Source organism: Flavitalea flava, assembly GCF_054461575.1.
Map to the genome: position 1 here is coordinate 24628 of NZ_JBTLQH010000011.1, position 26045 is coordinate 50672.

Annotated in this window: 25 protein-coding genes; 9 read left to right on the forward strand and 16 right to left on the reverse strand. The window is 44.6% G+C overall.

Annotation, left to right across the window (positions count from 1 at the left end; genetic code table 11):
* Positions 1 to 16: 16 nt before the first annotated feature.
* Complete coding sequence (locus tag ACX0G9_RS12455) at positions 17 to 439, reverse strand: VOC family protein (RefSeq protein WP_459065236.1); 423 nt, start codon at positions 437 to 439, stop codon at positions 17 to 19.
* Positions 440 to 738: 299 nt separating this feature from the next.
* Here ACX0G9_RS12455 and ACX0G9_RS12460 point away from each other — a divergent pair, with 299 nt between their 5' ends.
* Positions 739 to 1641, forward strand: coding sequence for a GlxA family transcriptional regulator (locus ACX0G9_RS12460; RefSeq protein WP_459065237.1), 903 nt, complete (start codon positions 739 to 741; stop codon positions 1639 to 1641).
* A 36-nt stretch (positions 1642 to 1677) separates the two neighbouring features.
* Here ACX0G9_RS12460 and ACX0G9_RS12465 read toward each other — a convergent pair whose 3' ends face one another.
* The 8 genes from ACX0G9_RS12465 to ACX0G9_RS12500 form a co-directional block, all read right to left on the reverse strand.
* Positions 1678 to 4167: a T9SS type B sorting domain-containing protein gene (locus ACX0G9_RS12465; protein WP_459065238.1), complete on the reverse strand. Its 2490-nt coding sequence runs from the start codon at positions 4165 to 4167 to the stop codon at positions 1678 to 1680.
* Between the two features lie 192 nt (positions 4168 to 4359).
* Positions 4360 to 4902 (reverse strand): hypothetical protein, encoded by a 543-nt coding sequence (locus ACX0G9_RS12470; protein WP_459065239.1) that lies wholly within the window; start codon positions 4900 to 4902, stop codon positions 4360 to 4362.
* Positions 4903 to 4970: 68 nt separating this feature from the next.
* Entirely contained in the window at positions 4971 to 5612 is a 642-nt protein-coding gene (locus ACX0G9_RS12475; protein ID WP_459065240.1) for a beta-xylosidase family glycoside hydrolase, read from the reverse strand.
* A gap of 39 nt (positions 5613 to 5651) precedes the next feature.
* Entirely contained in the window at positions 5652 to 6620 is a 969-nt protein-coding gene (locus ACX0G9_RS12480) for a glycoside hydrolase 43 family protein (RefSeq protein WP_459065241.1), read from the reverse strand.
* Positions 6617 to 7816, reverse strand: a complete 1200-nt coding sequence (locus tag ACX0G9_RS12485; RefSeq protein WP_459065242.1) for an FG-GAP repeat domain-containing protein — start codon at positions 7814 to 7816, stop codon at positions 6617 to 6619. The genes ACX0G9_RS12480 and ACX0G9_RS12485 overlap by 4 nt, the downstream gene beginning before the upstream one ends.
* A 107-nt stretch (positions 7817 to 7923) precedes the next feature.
* A complete protein-coding gene (locus ACX0G9_RS12490; RefSeq protein ID WP_459065243.1) occupies positions 7924 to 8382 on the reverse strand; it encodes an ABC transporter permease in 459 nt (152 codons plus the stop codon).
* Between the two features lie 20 nt (positions 8383 to 8402).
* Positions 8403 to 8981 (reverse strand): alpha/beta hydrolase, encoded by a 579-nt coding sequence (locus tag ACX0G9_RS12495; protein WP_459065244.1) that lies wholly within the window; start codon positions 8979 to 8981, stop codon positions 8403 to 8405.
* A gap of 21 nt (positions 8982 to 9002) precedes the next feature.
* Positions 9003 to 9692, reverse strand: a complete 690-nt coding sequence (locus ACX0G9_RS12500; protein ID WP_459065245.1) for a 3-keto-disaccharide hydrolase — start codon at positions 9690 to 9692, stop codon at positions 9003 to 9005.
* A 93-nt stretch (positions 9693 to 9785) separates the two neighbouring features.
* On the opposite strand from ACX0G9_RS12500, the gene ACX0G9_RS12505 reads away from it, so the two are divergent.
* The 3 genes from ACX0G9_RS12505 to ACX0G9_RS12515 all read left to right on the forward strand — a co-directional run bounded on the left by ACX0G9_RS12505 (position 9786) and on the right by ACX0G9_RS12515 (position 12886).
* Positions 9786 to 11333: a carboxylesterase/lipase family protein gene (locus tag ACX0G9_RS12505; RefSeq protein ID WP_459065246.1), complete on the forward strand. Its 1548-nt coding sequence runs from the start codon at positions 9786 to 9788 to the stop codon at positions 11331 to 11333.
* Between the two features lie 553 nt (positions 11334 to 11886).
* Positions 11887 to 12381 (forward strand): glycine zipper 2TM domain-containing protein, encoded by a 495-nt coding sequence (locus tag ACX0G9_RS12510; protein ID WP_459065247.1) that lies wholly within the window; start codon positions 11887 to 11889, stop codon positions 12379 to 12381.
* Between the two features lie 58 nt (positions 12382 to 12439).
* Positions 12440 to 12886, forward strand: coding sequence for a PepSY-like domain-containing protein (locus tag ACX0G9_RS12515; protein ID WP_459065248.1), 447 nt, complete (start codon positions 12440 to 12442; stop codon positions 12884 to 12886).
* Positions 12887 to 12948: 62 nt separating this feature from the next.
* Here ACX0G9_RS12515 and ACX0G9_RS12520 read toward each other — a convergent pair whose 3' ends face one another.
* Entirely contained in the window at positions 12949 to 13764 is an 816-nt protein-coding gene (locus ACX0G9_RS12520; RefSeq protein WP_459065249.1) for a CPBP family intramembrane glutamic endopeptidase, read from the reverse strand.
* A gap of 355 nt (positions 13765 to 14119) precedes the next feature.
* Between ACX0G9_RS12520 and ACX0G9_RS12525 the strand changes: the two genes are divergently transcribed.
* The 3 genes from ACX0G9_RS12525 (at position 14120) to ACX0G9_RS12535 (ending at position 20104) form a co-directional block, all read left to right on the forward strand.
* Positions 14120 to 16231 carry a T9SS type A sorting domain-containing protein gene (locus ACX0G9_RS12525; protein ID WP_459065250.1) on the forward strand — a complete coding sequence of 704 codons (2112 nt, stop codon included), beginning with the start codon at positions 14120 to 14122 and terminating at the stop codon, positions 16229 to 16231.
* 42 nt (positions 16232 to 16273) lie between these two features.
* Positions 16274 to 19318: a ligand-binding sensor domain-containing protein gene (locus ACX0G9_RS12530; protein WP_459065251.1), complete on the forward strand. Its 3045-nt coding sequence runs from the start codon at positions 16274 to 16276 to the stop codon at positions 19316 to 19318.
* Positions 19319 to 19483: 165 nt separating this feature from the next.
* Positions 19484 to 20104, forward strand: coding sequence for a response regulator (locus ACX0G9_RS12535; RefSeq protein ID WP_459065252.1), 621 nt, complete (start codon positions 19484 to 19486; stop codon positions 20102 to 20104).
* A 124-nt stretch (positions 20105 to 20228) separates the two neighbouring features.
* Here ACX0G9_RS12535 and ACX0G9_RS12540 read toward each other — a convergent pair whose 3' ends face one another.
* From ACX0G9_RS12540 to ACX0G9_RS12555, 4 genes are all read right to left on the reverse strand, one after another.
* Positions 20229 to 20618 (reverse strand): nuclear transport factor 2 family protein, encoded by a 390-nt coding sequence (locus tag ACX0G9_RS12540; protein WP_459065253.1) that lies wholly within the window; start codon positions 20616 to 20618, stop codon positions 20229 to 20231.
* A 66-nt stretch (positions 20619 to 20684) separates the two neighbouring features.
* Complete coding sequence (locus ACX0G9_RS12545; protein WP_459065254.1) at positions 20685 to 21575, reverse strand: MBL fold metallo-hydrolase; 891 nt, start codon at positions 21573 to 21575, stop codon at positions 20685 to 20687.
* An 86-nt stretch (positions 21576 to 21661) separates the two neighbouring features.
* On the reverse strand, positions 21662 to 22243 hold the full coding sequence (locus ACX0G9_RS12550) for a Crp/Fnr family transcriptional regulator (RefSeq protein WP_459065255.1): 582 nt from the start codon (positions 22241 to 22243) through the stop codon (positions 21662 to 21664).
* A 222-nt stretch (positions 22244 to 22465) separates the two neighbouring features.
* On the reverse strand, positions 22466 to 23443 hold the full coding sequence (locus tag ACX0G9_RS12555; protein ID WP_459065256.1) for an energy transducer TonB: 978 nt from the start codon (positions 23441 to 23443) through the stop codon (positions 22466 to 22468).
* Positions 23444 to 23580: 137 nt separating this feature from the next.
* Between ACX0G9_RS12555 and ACX0G9_RS12560 the strand changes: the two genes are divergently transcribed.
* On the forward strand, positions 23581 to 24228 hold the full coding sequence (locus ACX0G9_RS12560) for a hypothetical protein (RefSeq protein WP_459065257.1): 648 nt from the start codon (positions 23581 to 23583) through the stop codon (positions 24226 to 24228).
* Between the two features lie 108 nt (positions 24229 to 24336).
* Here ACX0G9_RS12560 and ACX0G9_RS12565 read toward each other — a convergent pair whose 3' ends face one another.
* Both ACX0G9_RS12565 and ACX0G9_RS12570 read right to left on the reverse strand, forming a co-directional pair.
* Positions 24337 to 24849 carry a GNAT family N-acetyltransferase gene (locus ACX0G9_RS12565; protein ID WP_459065258.1) on the reverse strand — a complete coding sequence of 171 codons (513 nt, stop codon included), beginning with the start codon at positions 24847 to 24849 and terminating at the stop codon, positions 24337 to 24339.
* Positions 24850 to 24893: 44 nt separating this feature from the next.
* Positions 24894 to 25334 (reverse strand): MarR family winged helix-turn-helix transcriptional regulator, encoded by a 441-nt coding sequence (locus tag ACX0G9_RS12570; RefSeq protein WP_459065259.1) that lies wholly within the window; start codon positions 25332 to 25334, stop codon positions 24894 to 24896.
* Positions 25335 to 25595: 261 nt separating this feature from the next.
* Between ACX0G9_RS12570 and ACX0G9_RS12575 the strand changes: the two genes are divergently transcribed.
* Positions 25596 to 26045: an SRPBCC family protein gene (locus tag ACX0G9_RS12575; protein WP_459065260.1), complete on the forward strand. Its 450-nt coding sequence runs from the start codon at positions 25596 to 25598 to the stop codon at positions 26043 to 26045.

Below are 26045 nucleotides of genomic sequence, written 5' to 3' on the forward strand. Positions count from 1 at the left end.
CCGGGGGCGGGGCTTCCTAATCAACAGGCATCATTTGTGGGTTCCAGGCTATTTCCCATAAGTGTCCGTCAGGATCCTGAAAGTACCCGGCGTAGCCCCCCCAAAATGTTTTTTGTGCTTCTTTGGATATTTTCGCCCCGGCCTTTTTCGCCAGTTCCATAACGGAATCTACCTCTGCACTGCTGCTGACGTTATAGCCGATAGAAATTTCTGTTGCGCAGGGTGGGGTCCCGGTAAGCCCGGTATCCCATGCAAGGTCCTTGCGTGGCCAGAGAGCCAGCTTCATTCCGTATTGCAAGTCAAAAAAAGCGACCGCTCCATGTTCAAATTCCTTGCCTATAATCCCTGCGCTTGGTAATCCGAGGCCGTTGTGATAAAATTTATAAGCCTTTTCCAGGTCATCGACTCCCAATGTTAGAATGGTTATGCGTGGTTTCATCTTTGTATTTGTTTTGTGAGAAGGAAGGTTGTAAGAAAAAATGGCCATTATGGCTAAGGAGCCAAATAATATTTTTGCATTCATTTTTTGATTACAAACTTACAACTGTGTTTGCCATCAAACTTTGGAAAAATGCGACAATTTACAATTCTGATGGGATAGAACCTGTATACTTTCTGATTTCGTTGGATAGGTGTGCGTGATCATAATACCCTGTTTCAAAAGCGATCTCAAGCAAACTTTTATTGGAATAATTATTTCTGATCCTTTCAAGGGCAGACTGGTAACGAACTATCGAAGTGTTTGAGAAAGCCAATGAGTATCACAAAACCAAAGGAAATCAACCTTATTTCCAGATGCGAATTGCCGGTACGAATCTGCGGCAGCCGCTGCTCAACGGGTTCTTCAGCCTGCAGGTAGCGCAGCTCCACGATGCCGACAAGCCCGGGCTGATCATCCTGCCGGGTTTTGGCGGGCGGGACGATTTTGCGATCGGCAAAAGTCGCGAGGCCCTTGATTGGGTAGTCCGGCAATACCATGCCGGCGCGGAAGTAGCCAGTCTGTGCACCGGAGCCTTTTTGCTGGCAGCGACCGGCTTGCTGGAAGGTAAGTCCTGTGCCACGCACTGGAAGGCGGAGGGTACTTTCCGTCGGCTGTTTCCTGATCTGGATCTGCATACCAATAAGATCCTTACTGACCAGCAAGGGATATATACAGCCGGCGGCGCGGTTTCGAGCCTGAACCTGGCGCTTTACCTCGTTGAAAAGTACAATGGCCGGGAGGCGGCACTTTATTGCGCAAAGGTGCTCGAGATCGATATTGACCGAAACTCGCAGTCGCCATTTATGCTCTTCGAGGGCTTGAAGGATCACAAAGATGACACTATCCGTACCATACAGGATTACATTGAATTGCATATTGGCGACCGGCTGACGGTGGATGAACTCGCAGGCCGTTTTGCGATGGACCGGATCAATTTTTCACGACGTTTTAAGAGGGCGACCCAATTATCACCCGCAGATTATATTCAGCGTATAAAAATGGAAGCCGCCAAGCGGCAGTTTGAATCTACGATGAAACAGATCACCGAAGTGATGTATGAAGTGGGCTACGCCGATGTGAGAGCTTTCCGCAGCACTTTCAAGAGGATAGCAGGTATTACACCTGCCGGTTATCGGAATAAGTTTAACAAAGTCACTTAATGCACCTGGATTTCAAGCGCTGCCATTTCCTGGCTATCACCGTATAAGTACTACCGTTCCTTTTGCATATTTCGGCTCTGTGCCCTCGAACTGATAATAACAGGTCCAGATAAAAGTTCCATTTGGCTGTGAGATTCCTGCGATATTGCCATTCCACCCTTTTTGCGGGTCAGTCGTTTGAAACACCTGCACTCCCCAGCGGTTATAAACTACAAAACGATATTGTTTAGTAGCACGAAAGATCGCAGGTTTGAAAACATCATTATGCCCGTCGTTATTAGGCGTAAATGCTGATGGAACATAAATATCCGTTATGCACTTTTTTTCGAAGACGGTGATGCTTTCGGTCCCTGGACATCCATCCGTATTTGTTACCATGAGCCAATAAGTACCCGGTTGCTGGACATATATTTTACCGGCAGTTTCACCAGTCGACCATTGATAGCTGCTGTACGGAATCAAAGGCAAAATTTCAAGGCCGTCATTAATACAAACACTATCAGTTGCCTTCAGGAAGTTGGATGGTGTTTCTGATATTCCCGGGACTACGATCGTATCGGTAGCGGTACAACCGAAGCTGTTGGAAACCTCAACCCAATAGGTGCCTGGCGCAGTAATGATATAATTACTGGAATTGCTGAGGTTCTGCCAGGAGTAGGAAGTAAATGACCCGGGAGTAACCTTTAGCTGACTGTTGCTGCACAAATATTTATCGGGGCCAAGATCAGGCGAAGGCTTTGGATTTACCGATAATATGGTGGTAACAATCGAATCACAACCCATCCAGGTTTGCAGTGTATCGATGTATGTTCCTGGGTTGTTCTGTTTTTCGCCGCCCGCAAAAAAGGATTCACCGCCGCAAATAGTTTTTGTTTGCTGAGTGAACTTTTTGTTAAGGGTAAGGTTCAGGGTTACAATCGTATAACAACCATTCTTATTAGGAACGGTTTGGGTATAGGTCCCGGATCGATCGTATGTTTGATTGTTTAATGTGTAGCTGTTGCAGTCCGTTATGTCCAATATAGACTGGATTACATTACTGCAAGGCCCCAATTTTAAAACAAACGGGCTTTCCTCGTACGTTGTCAGTGTGTACACACCTGGCCCGGGGTCAAAATCTTCTGAACCGGACAGGAAGCCCACGCTATAAATGTTCAGCGCATTATCTACAGCCATACGCCTGAATAAAGTGCTGCTGTTTCCACTTTCAAAAAGCGCGGCATATATAAAATCTCCATTGGATTGCAGTTTTACGATGGCGCTTGGACCATAACCGGGCGAATTGACCGTATGATCGCCTGGACCGGGGTCATAATCAACCGTAGGTCCAAAGGACCCGCATATGTAAATGTTATTGTCATTGTCCAAGGCCAGGTCATTGCCTGTATCGGAGAGGGTGCCCCCGATCCTTTCTACCCATATAAAACCTCCATCTGCAGTAATTTTAAGGATATAACAGTCATCACTGCCTGCGCTGGTAACAGCACTGACGCCTGAGCCCGGGTCAAAATCAAAGGTGCCGTTAAACCATCCGGTAGCAACGATATTACCCATTCCGTCAATTGAAATCGCTCTTGGCGTTATCATGTCATAGGAATCATTTGTCGTATTAGCAAGTCTGTCGGCCCATACAAGGGCGCCGCCGGGGGATAGTTTGGCAATAAAACCATTCTTGAGGCTGTTCGCCGTCACCGTATAGACCCCGGATCCCGGGTCAAAATCGCAAGCGCCCGTAAAGTAGCCAGTAGTATAAATATTCCCCTGTCCGTCACATTTTACATCTAATATACACGATCCACTGTACACCACCGGAGAGGTACCAAATTGCGTTGCCCAGATAAGATCGCCACTGCTATTTAGTTTGACGATAAATGTCTGGATGTGGGCAGTAGATGTAAGATTGAAGGTGCCGGGGCCGGGGTCGAAATCTACAGTATTATTAAACAAGCCGCATAAGATCACATTATTATCTTTGTCAATCTCTATTTTTGTCGATTCGGCTCCTGTATCTCCCGGGCCTCCGAACTTCTTTACCCATAACATATCACCGTTGGTATTAAGTTTAATAACAAAAGCGTCTTTAAAACCGGTGGGACTCATCATTAGAACACCTGGACCCGGATCCATATCGGCCGGGCTCATAATTTGAGATGCAACATATACATTGCCCTCTTTGTCGACTTTAAGATCGATCTCTGCAAACTCAACGTTTGTTGGAACTTGCTTTCCCCAAACAAAATTGCCGTTAGCATCCAGCTTGGAAATGAAGATGCCAAATTTATTGGGGTCGCCACCGGTCATGTCATACACGCCGGCACCTGGATCCATGTCAACAGTATTGGAAAAAAGACCGGCGGAGTAAACGTTTCCTTGTTTGTCTACTCCTATCGCCCGGCCATTGTTATAAACGTTGAGGTTGTAATTATTGTCAGGCTGAAAAGCTTTGGCCCATTGAAGAACAGGCAGTTGTGCTGACCCTGTTAGTGCGAGAAGCAATAACGAAACTATGATGCTTATTTTGGGCATAGGGGGTTAGGGCGTGAAATCGGTAACAGGGATAATAATACTATGAAATTTCGGGATTGCAAAAATTTAGCAAAGATAAGTGATGCGAATGCAAAAAAGAGGAACAATATGATTGATTTTCTTATAGTAATTTCAGAAAATTCGGAAACATACTACTAAATTTATTTATATTGGTTTCAAATCCTGTGTTCGTCAGTCCGTTTTTTGAAATAAGCCGTGTAAATATTGCTCTCCTATATTATGATTTTCATCTTTTAGATTCGCTGCGATTTCCTTTGGCAAACGTCGACTGGCAAATTCCTGGTCAATCATCTTAAGGCCGCCTGTTTCCATAATCTCATATATCTCTTTTTCAATGCCCTTCAGTTGTTCGTCTGAAACTTTCCCCACCATGTCTGGACTAAACAACCCCCAACCTAAACTGTCAGGTGTTTTGTAAAATTCGATTTGACCATATGCAGCGATAGGTGAACATAAGTTAACACAAACCAAGATGGCGTTCCCTTCATATTCGTTATGTCCTTGTGGATAACAAATGAATTCCAGATAATTGCCAAGGCCTCCATCTTCGGAATAATACGTATCGAATAAGTTGTTTTGCGTTAAATCTTTAATAAGTCCGCCATAATAGGTGGTTATATTGTCTTCCTTATGATTCCGGTCAACCGGCCAATCTTGTCTAAATGGAAGCCATGAAAAAATCCGATGAAGTTCTTGTTCTGTCAATTCCTCCATATGAGATGATTTAATTAACTGTAGAGGGTATTATAGTTTATGATCTTTCTTTTGCCATTTCAATATTATCACTTCCCATAATCATATCGAAACCAGTCTACATCCACATATCCCCTATCTTCTTTACTGTTGAAATTAAAAATCCCGATACGGTCTCCGCGGTAACTGCCCCAGGTTAATGGATAAGTATCCCCAAAAGGTTGATACGATTTACCATCCATACTAAATGCATAACGATTAATTCCGTTGGCATCCCATGTTGACCGGAGCCAGATAGATTTCCCTTTAATCCTTATCCCTGAAGTATCTTTTCCATTGCTTAGATATACTATATTACGAATCTCATTTTCTTGTCTGATACCAAATAAACTATAGCCAGTGGTTGAAAAATGTGTCAATCCGGCAAATTGGCCATAAGCCATATGGCTAATGTCTATTTTTACGGTTGCAACATTGGAAGATGTACGCATACTGCGTTGCGTGATGGTGTTTCCCGCCTGAAGTATAACGGGGCTTTTAGTGTCTGAACGAATGGGCGTAAAAGCATAAAGCCGAAGAAAACCGTTGTGTTTGGTTATCGACCATTTATCGGCTCGTGGTTGATAGTTCCATTCCCATTGAACGTTCAACCGGTTCGAATTGAATTCATCACTGCTTTTAATGGAAAGCTTCCTTTTATAGGTTATTGGTTTGGAACCAGTCCAAACCATACGGCCTATTGTATCAGCACCGGGTTCACCAATGATCGGCTACCCGTTTATCCAGTGAACAGGCAAAAGACTGGCTGCGCGTCCTTCCCAATCTCCGCTGCCATGGTGGGTGAGAAAATACCACTTGTCTGTTGGCGTCTGTAATAATCCACCCTGGTTCGGTTCTTTATCAAGCTTCTTATCCACGTGGTTTAATTGCCTGATTTCCCAGGGACCATAAATGTTTTTCGAACGCTCCATCATGATCACCCGCCCTTCTGGTTTCACTTCGCTGAAACAGTGGTAATATTGTCCATTGATCTTATATAGCTTATTGGCTTCACTTCCCTCCGATTGATGAATAATGGAGTCGGATTCCGGGACCAGGCTTCTTCCATCGGGCGCCATTTTAAATAGATGAATGTTGTACTTTTTATTGTTTTTCGGATCAGGCGCAAAATTGGTCGCCATAAAATATAACTGGCCATCGTCATCACAAAACGTACAGCAGTCGTCCCATCCGTTTACCTTCCATAATTGATGAAGAGGTTCCCAGGGGCCTGTGGGATTTGTGGCAGAACTCATAAAAAAACCATCATCCGGTGTCCCGAAATATACCCAAAACTTATTCTTATAATACCTTATCGAGCCTGCCCAAATACCTTTGCCGTAACAGTTCATCCGGTCCCAATTCAATTCCGGGCTTATTCGGGGAAGGTCGTCAACCACATGGCCGGTAATTTCCCAGTTTACGAGATCTTTGGAATGAAGTACCACCATGCCAGGCGAAAATTGCATAGTAGAAGATATGGCGTAATAATCAACACCCACACGTATGGCATCAAGATCGCTGTAATCTGCCGGAAGAACAGGGTTAACATAGGTTCCATTTCCCTGATCTCCCCAGTTTCCGTTCATTTGTGCCTGTAAACCAAAACCTGCCAATTGAAAATAAAACAAGAACGATAATAATCTGGGATAAATCATCTGAAAATAAAATCGTAAGGTTAAACTCACATTTCCTTTCATTTACGGTTTTTTGATTTGATATTGCCAAAGTACAAAATATTTGGAGCATCCGAGCGGGCAGCAGCGATGTCAGGAATTCCGTCTTCATTAAAATCTCCAACTGAAAAGGCATACACAGTACCCTTTGAATCACCAAAAGCAACAGATTTAAAGTTGCCCCCTTCCCCGGTATTAAAAAATACTGTTGAGGGTGCTTCTATGTGGCCTACAATGATATCCATTTTTTTATCATTATTCAGATCCGCTATTGCCAGTGCGTATGGGACTATCTTTGAATCGGCTAAAGATATACCTGCAGAAAAGCTTTGATCTTTTTGCCCAAAATAGAGATTTACTCCTTTGTATTCGTCTATTGTAACAATGTCAGGTAAGCCATCTCCATTGAAATCTGCCACTGCCGCCATACGAATCGTAGCGTTAGATGGACCGAATGGAATGCGATGCGCATCCGGGAAAGACATATCTGAACTGCCAAGGTATACATAACTCTGGCCACCGTCACGATGCGGCACAACAAGGTCAATAAAACCATCTTTATTCATATCCGCAGGGTATATTGTTGTGGCAGGGTATGGAGCGAATGCGATGCAATTAGCAGTAAACTGTCCTTTTCCCCCGTTCAAGCAGATATAATTCGATGTTTTTCCCGAATCACCTCTATTCGCCAAAATGAGATCCGGTAACCCGTCGCCGTTAATATCCGCGATGGACAAATTCCGTGTCGGCCATTCAGGAAGCCCAAATTCAGACCCAACTGTAAAATTGCCCTTCCCGTCATTAAAATAAACCAGTTTCCGGTCCGGGGCATCATTGCTAACGGCAATATCAAGGAAGCCATCTCCATTAAAATCAGCCAACCCGCCTGTATAGGAACGGTCAGAGATCTTCCCGAGGTTATAAGCCTTTTGTATTCCGCCCGAGCCATCTCCGAGCAGGACCCGGTCAACAATTGGCCAATGTCTTCCTTTCACTAACAGAATATCAAGATGGCCATCACCATCGAAATCGCCAAAACTTACATTTGCTGTTGTATCAGATTTCGCTTCAAGCAGTAAACTATGATCGAAGTCGGGAAGATCAATTATATACTTTCCTTTTTTTTCCTGCCTTTGATTAGAAGTATAAATGTTCTTCTGAGCGATAATTTTCTGGGTCATAGCACCTATAAGCCACAGAATGAAAAAGTAGATTTTCATGACATCGATTAATAGTTATATTTAATTTTTTCAGGATAGGCTGAACGTTCGCTTTCAGTGCTTTATATACTGCTATTTTTTTGAAGATCTGCATGGAGTATGGCCGTTCACTCCGTCTTGAGGCTTGCCGCCGGATTGGCAACGGCTGCTTTGATAGCCTGCATCCCGACAGTAACCATTGCGATTACCAGGGTTGTCAAACCGGCAACTATAAAAATCCACCATTCGACCGGGGTTCTGTAGGCAAAGCTTTGGAGCCATTTTTGCATAACCCACCAGGCAACGGGGAAACCGATCAGCATTCCTATCGATACCAGGCCGAGGTATTCTTTGGAGAGCATCGCCACAATCCTGCTTACGCTTGCGCCCAACACTTTCCGGACGCCGATCTCCCTTGTCCGCTGTTGTGCTGCATAGTTGATCATTCCAAAAAGCCCAAGACAGGCAATGAAAATTGCGAAAATCGAAAATGTCATAAAGAGCTTACCCGTTCGCTGATCCGCAAAGTACATATTATTGAAATCATCGTCCATGAATGTATAACTAAAAGGCAAGCCGGCAGTCATCTTCTGCCATTCACCGCCGATCATACCCAGCAGCGCAGTGGCATTGCTGGGTGAGTAAGCAAACAGTTAATTGAGGAAATACCCCCAAATGAATGACCGGCCAATATTTTATAAGGTAGTGTTTTATATTTTGAATCAATGTACGGTATTAGCTCCTCGTGAATAAATTGTAAAAACTCCTCATTTCCGCCGCTTGGCTTCATCCATGATGTCGAACTTGTATCAGGTAGTCCAAAATAATTAATTATGCTCACTGTTGGTGTAAGATCCCTTGTGCGTTTGGTATTGGGAATACCTACCACTATCATCTGTGGTATTACTTTAACGTCCCATCGGCCTAGGTAATCAGCGTACTGGGCAAGCATATCAAAATGGCTTTCTCCATCCATTAAATACAAAACAGGAAACCGTTTATTTATGTTACTGCTTTCCGGCTTTGGATAATGTATATATACCGTTCGGCTTTCATTTAATATTTTCGATGCAATTATTACTACATCACCCGGCATTGTTTTTTGGGCTTTTGCCTGCATTGAAAAAAACAAAAACAATATTGCCAGGGTTTTAATAAAAAGGTTACGCAAATGTTTGTTAGCCATATATTGTTTAATTTACCAACCTTAAAGTTCTTTTACATACATAGCTTTCACGTCGATAACCGTATGTCTCTGTTTGCCATGGCAAAGCTGGAGACCTATATTGCCATCTAAAAAGCCTTCGCCATGAACAATGTCGACAGTTTTAACACCGTTCAGCCATGCCTGTATATGATGGTCTTTTGCGATAATGTAATAGTGGTTCCAGTCATTGGCTTTTACAACTTTTTCAGCCAGTGAATCGGGGTATTTTTGAACCATTTCTGCGCGGCGCTCTTCCCAAAGCGAGCCCCAGTAGCCTTTACCCATGTCTATTTGGTAGCCAGGTACAATATCGAAACTGGCCGGATGCAGACGGATACAAACACCAGAGTTCGCTTCATCGTTGCCGGTCATTTTAATCAGCACGTTCAATTCAAAATTCGTATAGATTTTTTTGGTATAGCCATAGTGATGCTGATCCTGTTCCTTACTTTCGCCATGCAGAACGCCATTATTCAACTGCCAATATTGATTTTCGGTATTCCATAGTGAAGTATCCAGCAAATTCATCCAGTCTTTGCCCGCAGGTTTGCCATTTTGGAATTTACCTGCAGCCGGCATGCTTATTTTTAAAGCTGTATCCTTTTGGGCGGAGGCTGTAGTGTAAAGGGCGGAGGTTAAAAGGCTTATGGCAAACAATTTTGCAACAGCAGTTTTGGTTGATTTATACATATTAATGTTTAAATTTAACGTACCCTTTATTGAATATCAGTAAAATTACTTTTTTCGGCTGTACATCCGGAATCATTATCGAAAATAATTTTTATGAGACATTTGATTTTTATGCTTGTTATAGTGCTTGTTGTTGTAGTTGCTAAAGCACAACCTGCTCCCGTTAAGGTGAATGAAGGGTTACTACAGGGGACTTTGGAAAATAGCCTTACAGTTTATAAAGGCATTCCATTTGCCGCACCCCCGGTTGGTGAATTGCGCTGGCGCGCCCCGCAGCGCGCTGCAAAATGGGAGGGCGTACGCCAGGCCAATAAATTTGCGCCGGAACCAATGCAGGGTGGCAACTCTGTTTCAGGAAAAAGTGAAGATTGCCTGTATCTGAACGTTTGGACACCGGCTAAGACGCCGAATGACAAAGTTCCGGTACTTGTATGGATCTATGGCGGCGCATTCAATTTTGGCGGCACTGCTGAACCGACTTATAACGGCGAAAAGCTGGCAAAAAAGGGTGTCGTGCTCGTAAGCATCGCCTATCGCCTGGGCCAGCTTGGGTTTTTGGTGCACCCTGAATTAAGTGGCGAAAGCCCAAACCATGTCTCAGGAAACTATGGCCTGATGGATATGATAGCAGCACTTAAATGGATTAAAGACAATATAGCGGCCTTTGGGGGCGATCCAGGCAAGATAACTATTTTCGGTGAGTCGGCAGGTGGTATCGCGGTTAGTATGTTATGCGCAAGCCCCCTGGCTAAAGGGCTGTTCCAAGGGGCCATCTCCGAAAGCGGTGGCTCATTCGGCCCCAAACGTACCACGACCTTTCCGGGTGAAAATATGAAAAGCCTGCATGTTGCTGAAGCTGCCGGTGAAGCCTACGTTAAAGATGCCGGGTTTTCGTCGATTGCCAGTTTGCGAAAGGTAGACGCTGATAAACTTCCGGCGGTGCAGGGACTCGCATGGCCTATTGTTGATGGCTGGGTGATACCTGATGACCAGTATAAACTTTATGAAGCCGGAAAATATAACGAAACACCTATACTGGTTGGCTACAATTCCGATGAGGGCGCAAGCTTTTCACCACCCCAATCCCCTGAAGATTACATTGCCGCCGTAAAGAACCGCTATGGGAAGTTTGCTGATGAACTTATTAAGGCTTACCCACCCGGCACAGGTACAGTTGCAAAAACCGCCCGTGATTTGTCCCGTGACGCGGCATTTGGCTGGCATACCTGGAGTTGGGCAACGTTACAGGCAAGTAAAGGCAAATCGAAGGTTTTTTATTATTATTTTGATCAGCACCCTGAATATCCTGTGGGCTCGACTCATGCGGGCTATGGATCACCTCATGGGCAGGAAGTCGCTTATGTATTCGGCAGGCTTGATACCTCAAATCTACAAACAAGCAGAACGGACCTGGATATTTCGGATGCGATGGGCACGTATTGGACAAACTTTGCAAAGTATAGTGATCCCAATGGTCCTGCAGCACCTGCATGGCCTGCGTTCAGCGCTGCTCACCCCGTGGTGATGTACTTTTCCCAAACTGCGCATACTGGTCCTGTTCCAAGCGCTGCTTCGTTAAAGGTGTTGGATGCTTATTTCAAATGGAGGCGCACGCCCGATGGCGAAACAGGTGTTAAGTAAAGGTTGTAGTATAAAATCAAAATGATACCTTTAGCAACAATATGACTGATCCCCGATAACCCGCATTCAAAAGCAGCGACCGATCTACCAGCTGGACACACTACACAAAACGATCTTTCTTCGGTGGTTTTGTTCCAACACCAGGATACCTGTATTATACCGAAAGCCACAATCCCGACAGCTCCTGGTCCTTTTCGACGCTAGATATCATTGATCAGCGCAACGGCTATTTATGGAAACAATACCCAGTGTTTACAAACATCGGCTTTACCCCTGTAGTGCTGGATAGCTTAAATAACGTCTACTATGAACCATACTAATAGACATTGGGCCATTTTGGGGAAGTTTGGCCCCATTTTGGGTCGCATGTACCAGAACAACTTTTGTGCGTCTATCAGTGGACAGCAAGGAATACCCTCTATGTAATTTTGGCACAAATTTAGTTTATATATAATTACTTTTCATCCAGCTTGTTGTGCATTTTTTTGAACTTCCAAATCATGAGGCGGCATAATCTTTGAATTGCCTCCATTTAATACTTAAAAAAAATATAATGAAATTAGTATTGTATGTTTTGACACTATCGACCATTTTTTTAGGTTGCAACTCCAATCCCGCCAATAGCGTGGCTGGCAAAAAGGATACTGTTGTGATAAAAGATACAGTCATTGTCCTTTCAAAACACTCAACTTCGCACGTTGCAAGTAGAGGTAAACAGGATAATCAGAATACCCCAAGCAATGAACCGGCTAATAATGCAAGTAATTCCCCTATCGCGAATCAGCCTGCAACTAATGTGTCTCAGCAGGAGAATCCACCAAAAAAGGGATGGAGCGCTGCCGCTAAAGACGCTACTATTGGTGGGGCCGCAGGAGCTGCAGCAGGTGCGCTTTTAGATAAGAATAATCGATGGGTAGGGGGAGGTATTGGAGCTGCCTTAGGCGCCGGTGCCGGTTATTTAATTGGTCGTGCCAGGGATAGGAAAACGGGGAGAGTCGTAAAACATAAGCCAAGCGATACCAATTATAATTACGCCAACCAACAATAGGGTGTATGACCATGCAGGTAAAGAAAGAAAACCTTTTTAAATATTTCAATATTATAATATGAGAAACTTATTTTTGATTATTGCTTTTATTCATGTTGCCGCGGTTAGTGTAAACGCGCAGGAAAAGCTTAAAGAATCATCTATTCCGGAAACAGTAAAATCAAAATTTAAAGCGCTTTATCCTAACACAAAAGCGGAGTATTGGACAAAAGAAGAAGGCAATTACGTTGCGGAATTCGATCAACAGAAAAAGGAAATGATAATCTATATTACGCCGGATGGGAAAGCTCTTAAAACAGAAACAAGAATTCATCCATCCGGGTTACCCAAGGAAGCTAAAGACTACATTGTTATGCACTATCCCGGGAAAAAAATAACAGATGCTGTTACTTCCACCGATCTGAACGGCAATCGAATTTATGAAGCAGAAGTAAATGAATTCGACCTGATTTTTGATGTAAAAGGCAAATTCATTAAATCAGTAAAGGAAAGGCCGGTTGAATAGTTATCCGCGCTCTCTTCAAGGGTACCATAAAACCCGCATTCAAAAGCAGTCTTCCATGATATTCAGTATTTGAATACCGGCCCCCACCATTTAATCCGGTACATCAGCCAGGTTAAAAGCAGGTAAAATAAACAAAACAACGACAAATAGATCACAAAGCCTCCCCAATGAGGATCGGCATCGGCCTTACCGGAATCCGTAAACGATACATATTGAGTAGCCCAGTTGTTCCCCCAATGCAAACCTATCGAAAGATATAAGGTGCGGGATTTCAGAAGGGCAGTTGCAAACAGCAGGTGCCCCACAGGGATCGCCGCGATCAGGAAGATCATTTGCCCCGGATTTTTTAAGACGTCCCGGTCCAGTACATGCACCAGCATAAAGAGAATGGCAAAAATGATATTGGCGGCAACAACATTGGTCTGTTTTATCGTCCGGGTAAACAAATAACCCCTGAACATCAACTCCTGCACGACAACCGTAGGCAGTATAAAGTATAGGTTTTTTAAAGATCCTTTGCTGAACGCATCAGTACTGAAATGAGCCCATTGGCCACTCTGTAGAAGGCCGATCAACCCTCTGAATGTGTACCATGCCAGGACGCCGCACAGCAGGCCGCCGGCCAAAAATACCATATGCCGGAAAGTGATATTCAGTCCGATGGTTCTCAGAGACTCTCCATCCAGCCTGTACATCAGCCATGTCGACAACAAGAGCAGTATACAGCTTTCAAAAGGGAAATAAAGTCTAAAGAAATGCGGGCTGGGAATCAATCCGCTTCCTATCAGCGATGCCGCACCTAAAAAGATAGCGAGGAGCATACTGATAACAAAGCGCCATCTGCTCCCCAGGGAAGTCTGTAAAAGAGTTGTTTTCATTTTCATAAATTGATTGATGATCCATCAAATTAGGGTATAGTAAGAAAGGGTCGCAATCATATCGACCAATCCAATATAAATTCCAACCAGGGGGCTCGTTATAGGAATCAAGAAAAAACATCCGTTGGTTATGATCATTCTTATGTCGGAATATTATTTGAATTGAACGGGAAGGTCATGCAATGGGAGACAGCCGCAGATGAAAAGAGGGGCTGTAAAATTCAACCCTCGTAATAGTTGGAGTAACGCATAGGGTCTTACCCTTAAGTCTTTCCATTGCCCGAAGAGGCGGTTATCTTTACTATAAATACCCTTGGAATATAGTATTCATTACCCCTAAAATCCGAACCGTACAATGAAAAAGCCTTCTTTGTTAAAATGCGGCAACGTCTGTGTACCTGCCTGCATCCTGATAACGATAACAGTCCTGGCCCATTTGGCCGCGGAAGGACAAAGTTGTCCGAGCTCTTCGACTACTACTATCAATTCCTATGCCAATACCTACTACCCCGGTACAGCAGGTGCAAACGCAGGCACTACATCCATTACCTTAGGTAATGCAGTCGGCTCCGCTCCGATCGCCGCATTGGATATCTTATTAGTTATCCAGATGCAGGGCGCGCAGATTACCTCCAGTAACACGTTTGCTTATGGTAACGGATCTACCGGGAGTGGTTATCTGAGCAACGCCAATTTATTAGCAGGCAAAATGGAATACGTTGTGGCTGCGAGTGCAGTGGCGCTGACGGGGGGAGTAAGAACGCTTACGCTTCAATCCGCCCTCGTCAATAGTTATCAAAGTTCCGCTTATGGTGCGAATGGTCAATATACCTTCCAGGTCATCCGGGTGCCCGTATATTACAATTTAACCTTGGGGGCGACGATAACACCACCTGCGTGGAATGGAGCAACAGGAGGCGTCGTCGTGTTGCATGCCACCCAAACGCTTAATATGAATGGAAAGACGATCGATGCGTCGGGAGCAGGATTCCGGGGAGGCGGGGGCAAGCAGTTCAAAAACGGCGGAGGGTCGGGTGTATATACAGATTATATGGCCCTGACTACGGCAAAAGCCAACGGATCCAAAGGAGAGGGCATCGCGGGCACTCCCCGGTATATTAATAATAATTGGGCAAGTTCCGCCCTCGATAATATCGTGGAAGGCTATCCGGGCGGTAGTATGAACATGGGCGCCCCGGCTAATGCGGGTGGGGGAGCGACGGACGGAACTCCTACCGGCAATAGCAACAACGCAGGAGGCGGAGGCGGAGGTAATGGTGGCGCCGGTGGAATCGGCGGTCATGGTTGGAGTACAAATACCCGTGCTACAGGCGGGCTACCAGGCGCTATATTTGCGCAAGCCGGCCCTTCCCGGTTAGTCATGGGAGGTGGTGGCGGCGCGGGCAGCACGGATGGCGGCACCGGTATTTATGGTCCTCCTGTCGGAGGCACACCCGGCAGTGGCATATCCAGCAGCGGTATGCCCGGCGGCGGGATCGTCATGGTCACAGCAGGAAATATCACCGGTACAGGTACTATTAATGCGAGCGGCCTTTATACGAATACCCAGCTGGCCAATGATGGCTCAGGTGGAGGTGGTGGCGGCGGGAGCGTGGTGGTCCTTACAGGAAGCGGTCTTTCGGGAGTCACCGTGTATGCTGATGGTTCAGATGGTTCGTCCAATACAGGAGGTGGCGCGCAGCATGGCCCCGGCGGAGGCGGTGGCGGTGGCTTCATCTATAGCAATGGCGCCTTAGCGGCCTCTTCCGTCAATGGGGGAGATGCGGGCACTACGGCCAATGCCAACTTTGGGGGAATCACGTACTACGCTGCGGCAGGCGCCTCCGGCACCCAAAATCTGGCTATTACACAGAGCCAGACCCCGGTATTCCCGATCAATTGTGCCGTACTGGCAACGGCGTTCCTGTCGGCTTCAGCCCTATATCAGAATGGAGATTGTACCCTTAGCTGGCAGGTGTCGAACGAAGAGGCTATTCAGAATTATGTCATAGAAAGAAGTTTCGACGGTAACAATTTTGCCACTGCCGGCGTGGTAGCGTATAAACGGGCTTCCGGCAGCATTAATGACTATAGCTATTCAGATCCCGGAACCGGTAGCATTCATCCTCTTGTCTATTACCGGATCAGGCAGGTCAGTTTAGACGGGCATTCTGTATTCAGCCGTGTCGTCCTGGTAAAGCTGCTCATGTACGCGGCATTAATGGTAAGGCCTAATCCTGTCGCGGAATCGGCCACTCTTAGTTTTATAAGTGATCGTATCGCCGATGTATCCATCCGACTGATCAATATGAGCGGCAATTCCGTCTGGCACAAACAATACATGGCCGGAACCGGGATGAACTCCTTGCAACTGGATCATTTGCAGGAGCTGCCCAATGGGATTTATGTGGTGCAGTTGTATGATGGCGAAAATTATGAAAAGGTAAAAATGGTTATCCGTCATTAAATGCCTTAAAGCTCATATTATTGCTAATAAAAGTATTTTTGCATGCCGGGCTGCTTAAAATCACGTGTACTGCTTTTCTTTTGCCTTTTTCAATTCCTGGTCTCGAAAGAACAAACGAGGCTGCCCGATTATAGCGTCATCAATTATAATAGCGATAAAGGCCTTCCTCAAAACAGTATCAATGATATGGCCTTTGACAGGAACGGCTTTCTCTGGATGACTACGGAAATGGGCATAGTCCGTTTTGACGGCAGGAACTTCCGGGAATACAATATGGGAAATTCCCCCACCTTGCTGTCCAACAGGTGTTTCCTGATCGGTTTAGCGGAAGGATCGGGGAAGATACTCATCGAGCCGCTGTTCGGCAGTCACCGTATCCTGACGGTGACTGCCGATTACCAGTTGGAGGAAGACAGCCTCCTTTCCGCCAATCCTTACCAATCCAACCGATTGAACAACCGGATATTTTCTTTTACCAATATCTATAAAAAGTGGGGAGGTGGGGCCGGCCCTGCTGATTACGGGCGTCTGCTCGATGATCTGGGCCACAAAGGAGACCTATTTACTGTAAGTGAAAAACAAGCATATATAAGAAAGGATTCCACCTGCTATTATCTTGACGAGAACACAGCAGGCATCCGTCTTCTTCCTGAAATTTCCGGTTCTGCGCCAAAGCTTCAATTCATGGTGGGAGATCTTTTTTTTTCCGTAGACAGGCTGAACCGCCTCTATGCCTATAAGGAAGGCCGGCTGCAAAAAAACATCAGCATCAGCATCCCCCTGCAGCAAATCCTCGGACAGGCCAGGGTGGCGGGCCCCTATCCGATACAAGCCACGTTTGAAGCGATAAGGGACACGAGGCACAGCTTCCTCGTCTACAAAGGGAATATCCTGCTGTTACATTTACGGAACGGACTGTTGGATTTCGAGACATTGGCTGGCAATACATCCATCAGGGACATCAGCAGCCTGATTTATGACGATGGGTATGGGATATTATATATTGGTACAGCGACCAGTGGATTGTATATTCTCAAAAAGCACCAATTCGAGCGTTTGGCTTTCACCAGCGACAACTATGCGATCAATAGCCTTTATGCGCAGGTAGAGTTACCGGATGGCAGGATATTGACCTCCTCCGGCATCCTGAACCGCCATAGCCCGGTAAATAAGCCGTCGCCGGGAGTCTATGACCCGTATTCCTTTCTCCAGTCATCTGACGGTTATATCTGGTATTCTTCCTATTCTTCCTTAAGAAGGACCGACACCGGGCTGCATGCGCCCGTCACCGTTGCATACCTGGGCGGCTGGCTCTCCTCGATCATCGAGGCCACCAATAAAGATATCCTGTACAGCAGTCAGCATGCCTTATTCAGGCTTCGGGGAAAAGACGTAACCACTTTACTGGATCATCCCGCATTGCTGCAGGATGCTGATATACTGGTCATCCGTGAGATGAGCCCGGGTGAGCTATGGATCGGGACTGCATCAGGATTATTTTCGTACGACCTGGTCCTCGGAACACTCAGACGTCAGCCGGGACTGGAAAAAACTTCCGTAAGGGTGATCTATAAAGACCCGGATGGAAGCATTTGGATCGGTACGTACGGGCAGGGTTTTTATAAGTACGAAAAGGGGCGCTTTTTAAAAATGCCGATGGATCGTATGAACAACCTATCGACCGTCCATTGTTTTAAGAAAGACAAACACGGTTATTTCTGGCTGCCCACGAACAAGGGACTGTTCAGGGTGGCGAAAAAGGAACTGGATAGTTATGCATCCGGCAATAAGGAGAATGTCTTTTATTATTATTTCGACAAGTCCTCAGGATTTTCCATTAATGAATTCAATGGGGGATGCACTGCCTGCGGTATTGTCACCCGGGACGGTCATTTTTCCCTGCCCTCTTTGGATGGGTTGATACAATTCGATCCGGACAGCATACCTATTGTGCCAGCCAATCACCCCATATTTATAGACCGCATTATCATGGACGATAAGAAGGTGTCGGCCAGTGATCGCTTCGAGCAGGATCAGGACTCCGGCCCGCTGGTCTTTGCCATTGCTTCTCCCTATTTTGGCAACCCGGCCAACCTGCACCTGGAATATTCCATACCGGAACTGGACAGCAAATGGCAACCGGTAAATGATGATGAAAAGTTGGTGCTGACGGGGTTGCACAGTGGCCACTACACGTTAACGGTACGGAAGCAGGAGAGTTATGGCCGGTATAGTTATAAGAAGGTCCGATGGACCATTCTCCCTTACTGGTATGAGACGATCTGGTTCCGGCTCCTTACCGCCGTGGTGGCCATCGGTATGTTCTTCCTTATTTTTTGGTTGCGGTATGCCCGCCAGGTAAAAAGAGCAGAGCAACTCGAACAAAAAGTCGCAGAAAGGACGCAGGCTCTCTCCGAAAGCAACGATGTAAAAGAAAAAATGATTGCTATTATCCTGCATGATCTGCGTTCGCCTCTTCGCTTTCTGAACATCCTGGCCATTCATATTGCTGAGAACTATGAAAAAGTTTCCAGGACGGAACTGGCTGAAATGCTGCTAAAGTTCAGGAATGCTACACATGACCTGTACGAATTTACGCAGGATTTCCTGGTCTGGACAAATGCGCAGAAAGAGGGGTTTGTCGTAAGGCAGGAAAGAATAGTCCTGCGGGAGATTGTCGGGGAAATCGTCTCCTTGTATGAGCCGGGCGCTGATATCCGTAACAATATTGTGTTTAACCTGATACCTCCGGCTATTACGCTGGTTTCCGATACTCATATCTTAAAGCTGATCATCCGCAATTTGGCGGATAATGCCAATAAATACACGTTGAACGGTGAAATAAAGATCGAAGCAGCACAGGATGCTGCAACTGTCCGCATCACCATAACCGATACGGGCAGGAGCATGGAAAAAGACCTGATCACTCAGATCCTTAACTATACTTATCAGTCGGAGATTGACAATGGTGGCTTTGGTTACAAGATTATTTTAGAATTATTAGCCAGGATACAGGGAGAACTGAATATAGATACCCCGGGCGGCACAGGCAACCGGATAACCCTGCTTTTCAATAACTGCGTCTAGTAATAGTTGTACGGTCTATAAGGGTTTATATTTAGACCGGGCGGGAAAAGGGCAAAAAATTGTTCTTTTGACTACATTCAAAATTATTCAAATCAGCTATATTTATATTATAACTGTTAATTAAACAGTTATACTTATCTTTTGATCAATATGCCCTTAAGCTTCATGAAAAGAATTTTAATTGCCGATGACCACTTAATTGTAAGAACCGGACTGATTTTTCTTATAAAGGAAGAATTCATGGAGGTGGAAATAGATGAATGCCGGGATGGAGACTGTGTCTGGAAGAAAATACAAGCCAACGAATATGATCTGGCGATCCTGGATATATCCATGCCCTCGACTGATTCCTTCGGTTTGTTGAAAAATATATTTATCCTGAAACCGGATCAGAAAATCCTGATCCTGACTATGAGCAGTGAAGATGTATATGCAAAAAAATACCTGCAGCTGGGCGTGAAAGGGTTTATCAATAAAGAAGCTGATCCATTCGAAATCCGTAGAGCCATTGTAAGTATTCTGAACAACAAAAGATACCTGAGTTCCAGGATGCAGGATGTCCTGACCCAAGAGGTCCTTGAAGGAAAGACGGAAAACCCATTCGAGACCTTGTCCATCAGGGAACTGGAAATCATGAACTATTTAGTTGATGGAAAAAATGTTTCAGAAATTGCTGGCCTCCTGTCCTTACATATCTCCACAATAAGCACACATAAGGCAAAGCTCATGCAAAAGCTGGGAGTTTCCAATGTGATTGAATTAAGTAGAATGGTACAGATGTTTTAACTTTCTCTTACTATGAATTATTTATGGGCTTGTTTTCTTATTCTGCTTAGTGTCTCTTTGGTAATGCCCAAATAAGAAGCAATGATGTGTTGCGGAAATCGTTGAATAAATTGAGGATGTAATATTAGTTCATTGCCTCGTTCACCATCTTGCTATCAACAAACTGCTCAAAGCTGATTATTTTCCTGTCCTTCAATTTCCAAACATGGGCCACCCTAGCTGTAAAGGCCTTGCCTGTCAGTTTGTACGTGCCTGTATATGTGCCATAGGCAACTACTTTGTCATCGGCAGCAACATAATCTTCAGGTGTAAATTTATAATCTATCCATTCACTTCCCAATCGGCTAAAAACGTTCTTGCTAATGTTTTCCAAACCGATATAAGTTCCGGCATAAGGGAAGCCTTTGGCTTCTGTCCAAGAGATATTTTCGGATATATATTTGGCCAAATTTTTACCGTTTTCTTCCGAAGTTTTTCCTTCGTAGGTGCTTTTTATTATTTCAAGATTTGTCATTTCATTTTTATTTAAAGAGCAACCTGACAATACAAGGAACGTTGTCAAGTTAAAGATTATTTTTTTTTACCATTTCATTTCCCCTGTGTTTACTTTGGCGCCAATTTGTAAAGCTGTTTCAAAGGTTAGTGTCGGGTATTTTGCTTTTAACGCTTCAATTAACGCTTCCGAAGTTTTGTTGGTTTTTAATGCTTCTTCATAGAACTGGATATAACTTTTGGTATGCTTTACTGCACTAATATCGAATGAACTATTATTGTTAGCGTGTGCAGGAATTACAATTGTTGGGTGTAATGATTCGATTTTGTCCAAAACATTTATCCATTGTTTACGGGCTTCCGCAGTTTGTGCATCCGCCATCCAAGGATTGAAAGTAGTTCCAAAAACATTGATGCCGCCAACCACTGCTTTTATTGATGGTATCCATACAAATGTTTGGTTAGGGAATTCACCTAAGCCAATTATTTCTAATTTCTGCCCTTCTAAATCAATGCTGCTGCCTTTTAGAACTTGTGGTAAAATAATATTTGACGTAATGTTTTTCCCCAATCTTTCTCCCCATACTTCTAATTTCTTTTGTGCAGTTTCTTTTATGTGTTCTACTGTTGCAGGAGAAGCAAAAGCCGTAACTTCAGGGAAATATTTTTTAAAAACTTCAATCCCAAAATAAAAATCAGGGTCGCCGTGGGAAACATAAATTGTGGTTAGTTTTTTGCCACTTGTTTTGATTTCTTGTGCCACTTTTTCAGCATCTGCCAAAGTGAATTGAGCATCAATTAAGACAGCATCACTTTTGCCCGAAACGATTACCGATGCTACTCCAAAACTATTCTCCGGTGCATTGTAAACTTGAAGTTTAAAATGGTTTGTTTCAATGGTTTTGAAACTTTGTGCTTGTACATCCATTTTGAGTAAAATTAAAATTGTTAATAATACGGGTGGGATAATTTGCTTCATTTTTGTCTGGTATTAAATTGGTGATATAAAGATACCATCATCCAACTCCTAAAAACATTGAACAAGTTCAATAAATGAAATTTACCTTATCTCCTGGTGGCTATTTTATTCCTTATTTTGCTCAAAAATTCGTGACTGATGCCTAAGTAAGCAGCTATTTGGAGATTAGAAAGCCGTTGTTGGAGTTGAGGATATTTTTCGATAAAGTCAAGATACCGTCGGTCGGCAGTTCTACCCAAATTATCTATCATCCTTCTTTGCAGAGCAACATGTGTTTTTTGGGTCATAACCCTAAATAACTTCTCTATTTTAGGCAAATTTGAATAAGCAAACTCTTTATCTTTTTTTGAAATCAAAAGAACCTCACTATCTTCAAGTGCTTCAATAAAAAGTTGCGATGGAGTTTCGCTGGTAAAACTATCAATATCAGTAATCCACCAATCTTCAATAGCAAAATAGAGTATTTGCTCAAACCCATTTTGATCAATATGATAGACTCGAAAAAGACCTTTGGTAACAAAACCTTCAAATTTGCAAACTTCTCCTTCCCGCAACAAAAAGCTTTTTTTCTTAATTGTTTGGTGTTCGAATAAATTGCAAAATGCTTCTGTTTCATTTTCAGAAAGAGAAACATGTGTTGCGATATTCTTTTTGAGAGGATCGGTCATGATTTTTCCTATAAAACATAAATATACTCAATATTAATCCTGAGTCGGCCACCTATACGATCAGGGTAATCGACGGCTCCGGCTTAGTACATTATACGGCCAGGAAGACGGGGAATAACTTCACCATTCCCGTGAACAACCTGAAAGCAAGCAATTACGTGTTGGAATTGAGCGATGGTAAAACGGTGTCGGGGAAGCCGTTGCTGATCGTACATTAGGCCTTTATTCGCGTCGTACTATAAAAATGACCGGCTGCTGCATGATAGCTGTGAGCTTCTCCCCGAAGAAGTTGGCGGGTACCCACCGGGGAGAATCCCGGATTACCCGCATGGCCTCTTCCTCCAGGTGGGCATTAAATTCGCCTTTATTGGTTATGTGGAGGTTGGAGATGGAGCCATCCTCCGCAACGGCGAACTCCACGATCACCTTCTGCGAGGCCTCTTGTTGGTTCCTGGCGATTTTGACGTATTTGAAGGCAAACTTCGAATCGAGATTATTCTGAAGATAGGTCAGCCATGCGGAGGGTTTACCGGGAAAATGCGCCTGAAAGAGTAATTCGGACGCCACAAATTTTTTAACCGGAAGGATGGGAAGATCAAAGAGGTGGTCATCCACTTTTTTTTGCTCTACCTTGATGCAACTGTCGGTCTCGAAAGTATAGCCATACTCTAAGCGGGACCAAAGGAAAATACCTCCATTTGTCTCCTGGTTGTACAGGTTCCAATGGTCGATAGTCATATCCTTGGAAAGATCAGGATTTGACCGCAGGGAAGAAGTGTAATAATATCGTCTGGAGCCGGAGCCGGTCTGGATGGTCAACACCTTACAGGGGTAACCGCTGATACTGAAGCTGGAGTCCGTCTTGCTATGGCTGATCACCTGGCTGGTGTCAGCGGAGAAATCCATATAATATAAGGTGTCCAGCTTCCGGAATTTAAAATAGATCTTTTTATCCTTTTGAATGGTATAGGCATCCATAAATCCTGTGGTTTCCAGGGAGTTGCCGTCCCTGGTGGTTACGGTATACAGGTCTCCTTTCATTATCATTTTACGAACATCCTTCTCCTTTAGATTCTCGCGTTTAGGCTGTACCGAGACTTTATAAACGAGGGTTCCTTCGAAGTAGTTTGGGGTGGGTTGTGAGCGGCCGATGAACGAAACTAAGATCAACGTCAACAGCGGGGCTAAAGATTTCATCATTCAAATCAGTATTGATAGTGGTGACCAAGATAGACAATTTTGCAGCTTTTGCAAACCCTGGCAAATTCACCTATATGGGGGATAGTTCGTGGTTGTATATGAACTTAGGTTTGCGGTATAAAAAAAATCGGAAGTTCATGAAACAGCAATTGATGTATACGTCAATCACCCTGCTACTTGCGGCCTTTTCTTTCAGCGCATGCAAAAAGGATAATAAGGACAATACCAACAACGAAACATTGTTTAAAAACACCAGCTGGACGGGCGCATTTAACTATGCCGGCAAGGGGCCCGAGCCGGTGAACATCGAGTTTATCGAAGGCGGCCAGCTGGTCTGGCGTGAATTATTGGCTGACCATACCGGCAGCTGGAAGGTGACTGCCAACAAGGTCGCCATAAGCCTTGATGGCTCTCCGTCCTTTACGGGGGATATTTCAGGGAATAGTCTGACGAATATACACAGTACGGATATGAGCGGCAGGAGCTTGAAAAGTGCCGTATTTAATACGGACCCGATCCCTGCATTGGATGGTACCGTGTGGGGGGCGACGAATGTTTCTTTAAAATTCAAGCCCGGATCAGTGGTGGACCTGATATTCGGTCCACCGTCGGGCCTGCCGACATATACTGATCTACCCTACTTACGTACGGGAAGGGCTATACATTTTGCGCCTCTCCCCGGTTATAACTGGTTTACCGTCATCACAAGCGCCTCCACCATGCAGGGCACCAATCATGCGCCCAGCGATCCGACGGTGTATGGCTTTCAGGTGACGAAGCAATAAAATTGGGATTTGACATCATAAGGGTGGGTAATGAAAACTCCTGGAAGCCTACGGCCGAGTTGTTTGTGTCTCTAAAAAAGTAGATAGGCGGTTAAGAACTGATTTATCTTAAATGATTCTTTGAACCAGGTCATATCGTTGTTCATATAAGGGCTTGCCGAATGCGTCAGAATGCTTCTCCTCTGTCAGCCGGAAGCCATGTCTTATATAAAGTGCTGCTGCCGTCACCTGCTCATTCGTAGTCCATAAGTAAGCATGCTGGTATCCTTCATTACGTAAATGATCCATATATAATGCCATCAACCGCTTGCCAAGCCCAATGCCCCGGTATTCGGGTTCAAGGATAAAATACCGCAGTTGGGCTGTATTTTCCCCCCGGTGCATCAGGAGCAGAAAGCCGACGATCCTTTTACCATCCTCGCAGATCCATACCCTGTCCTTCTGCGAATCATACTGCTGGTAAAACTCATGAATACCTTGTGCGACGTAGGTTTCGAAAATTATTCCAAATTGATATTCGTTGCCGTACAAATGACCGTGAAGGTAAATCAGATAACCGAGGTCACCAGGACGGAGCTCTGTCCGGATCGTTATGTTCTGAGGATCGATTGTAGCGTTCATCTTTTTTATTTTATGGCTGATAGCATCAAATTTGCCCTGCCTTGTTAATGGCCGACCGTAGATGCGCTCAGTATCTTCTGTATTTCCTGCATATAATGAACCAATTGCTTCGTTTGTATTTCCGAAATGCCTCCCAGGATATCTGCTATCTGTTTAGTTGATGCCCGGCCAAGCGCTTCCGCTTCTTTTTTTCCCTTTGCGGTGAGGAAAATATGGACTGCACGTGCATCAGTAGCTGACCGGCTCCTGGTGATCAATTGTTTCCGGGTGAATTGATCCAGCATCCGGCTGAGATAACTTTTGTCCATCTTTAAATTCGAAACGATATCGCCTGCCAGGAGCCCTTCCTGATGATACAGCTCATAGAGTACACGGGCTTCCGAAAGACTGAACGGACTATCCAACAGATGCCGGTCAAGTAGTCCGATTATGTTGGTATAGAATCGGTTAAAGCTCCTGATGGCATTGACTGGATTTTGTACCATCCCACCAAAATAAAACAATTAGTTGATTTTGTCAACTAATTGTTGATAAACTTCCGTTAAAGAAGAAACTTTCGCGGGTTTGGTCGCAAATACCCCGTTAGAGAGTCACATTTTGCCGCTGTCAAAATCAAATTTTCCTACCATCTTTGTATTGCTGTAGTTAACAGGTAAACAATTAACAACGCAAGTGGAGCAGAGGCCACTATAAAAACGGGCGAAACCGAAAAGCCAGACGAGTAGGTAACGAAAAAAAAAGATTTTATGTCAGACAACACTGTTTCATTACACAGGGTTCTTAAAGCGTCTCCGGAAAAGGTATTCCGCGCATTCACTGAAGCCCTGGCAATTGCTTCCTGGATACCCCCATATGGGTTCCTTTGTACCGTCCATGAAATGACCGTAAAGCCCGGAGGCTCCCATAAAATGTCGTTTCAGAATTTTACCACCGGTAACAGCCATTCATTCGGCGGAAAATACCTGGAGATCAAACCCAATGAGTTGCTGAAGTACACCGATAAATTTGATGACCCAAATCTTCCGGGTGAGATGACCACTACTGTTTGGCTTAAGAAAACTTTAGTAGGTACGGATATAAAAATCACACAGGAAGGAATTCCTTCTGTTATACCCGTTGAAATGTGCTATTTAGGCTGGCAGGAATCGCTGGAAAAGTTGGCTAAGCTGGTAGAGCCAGAGATACCAGATGCCTGA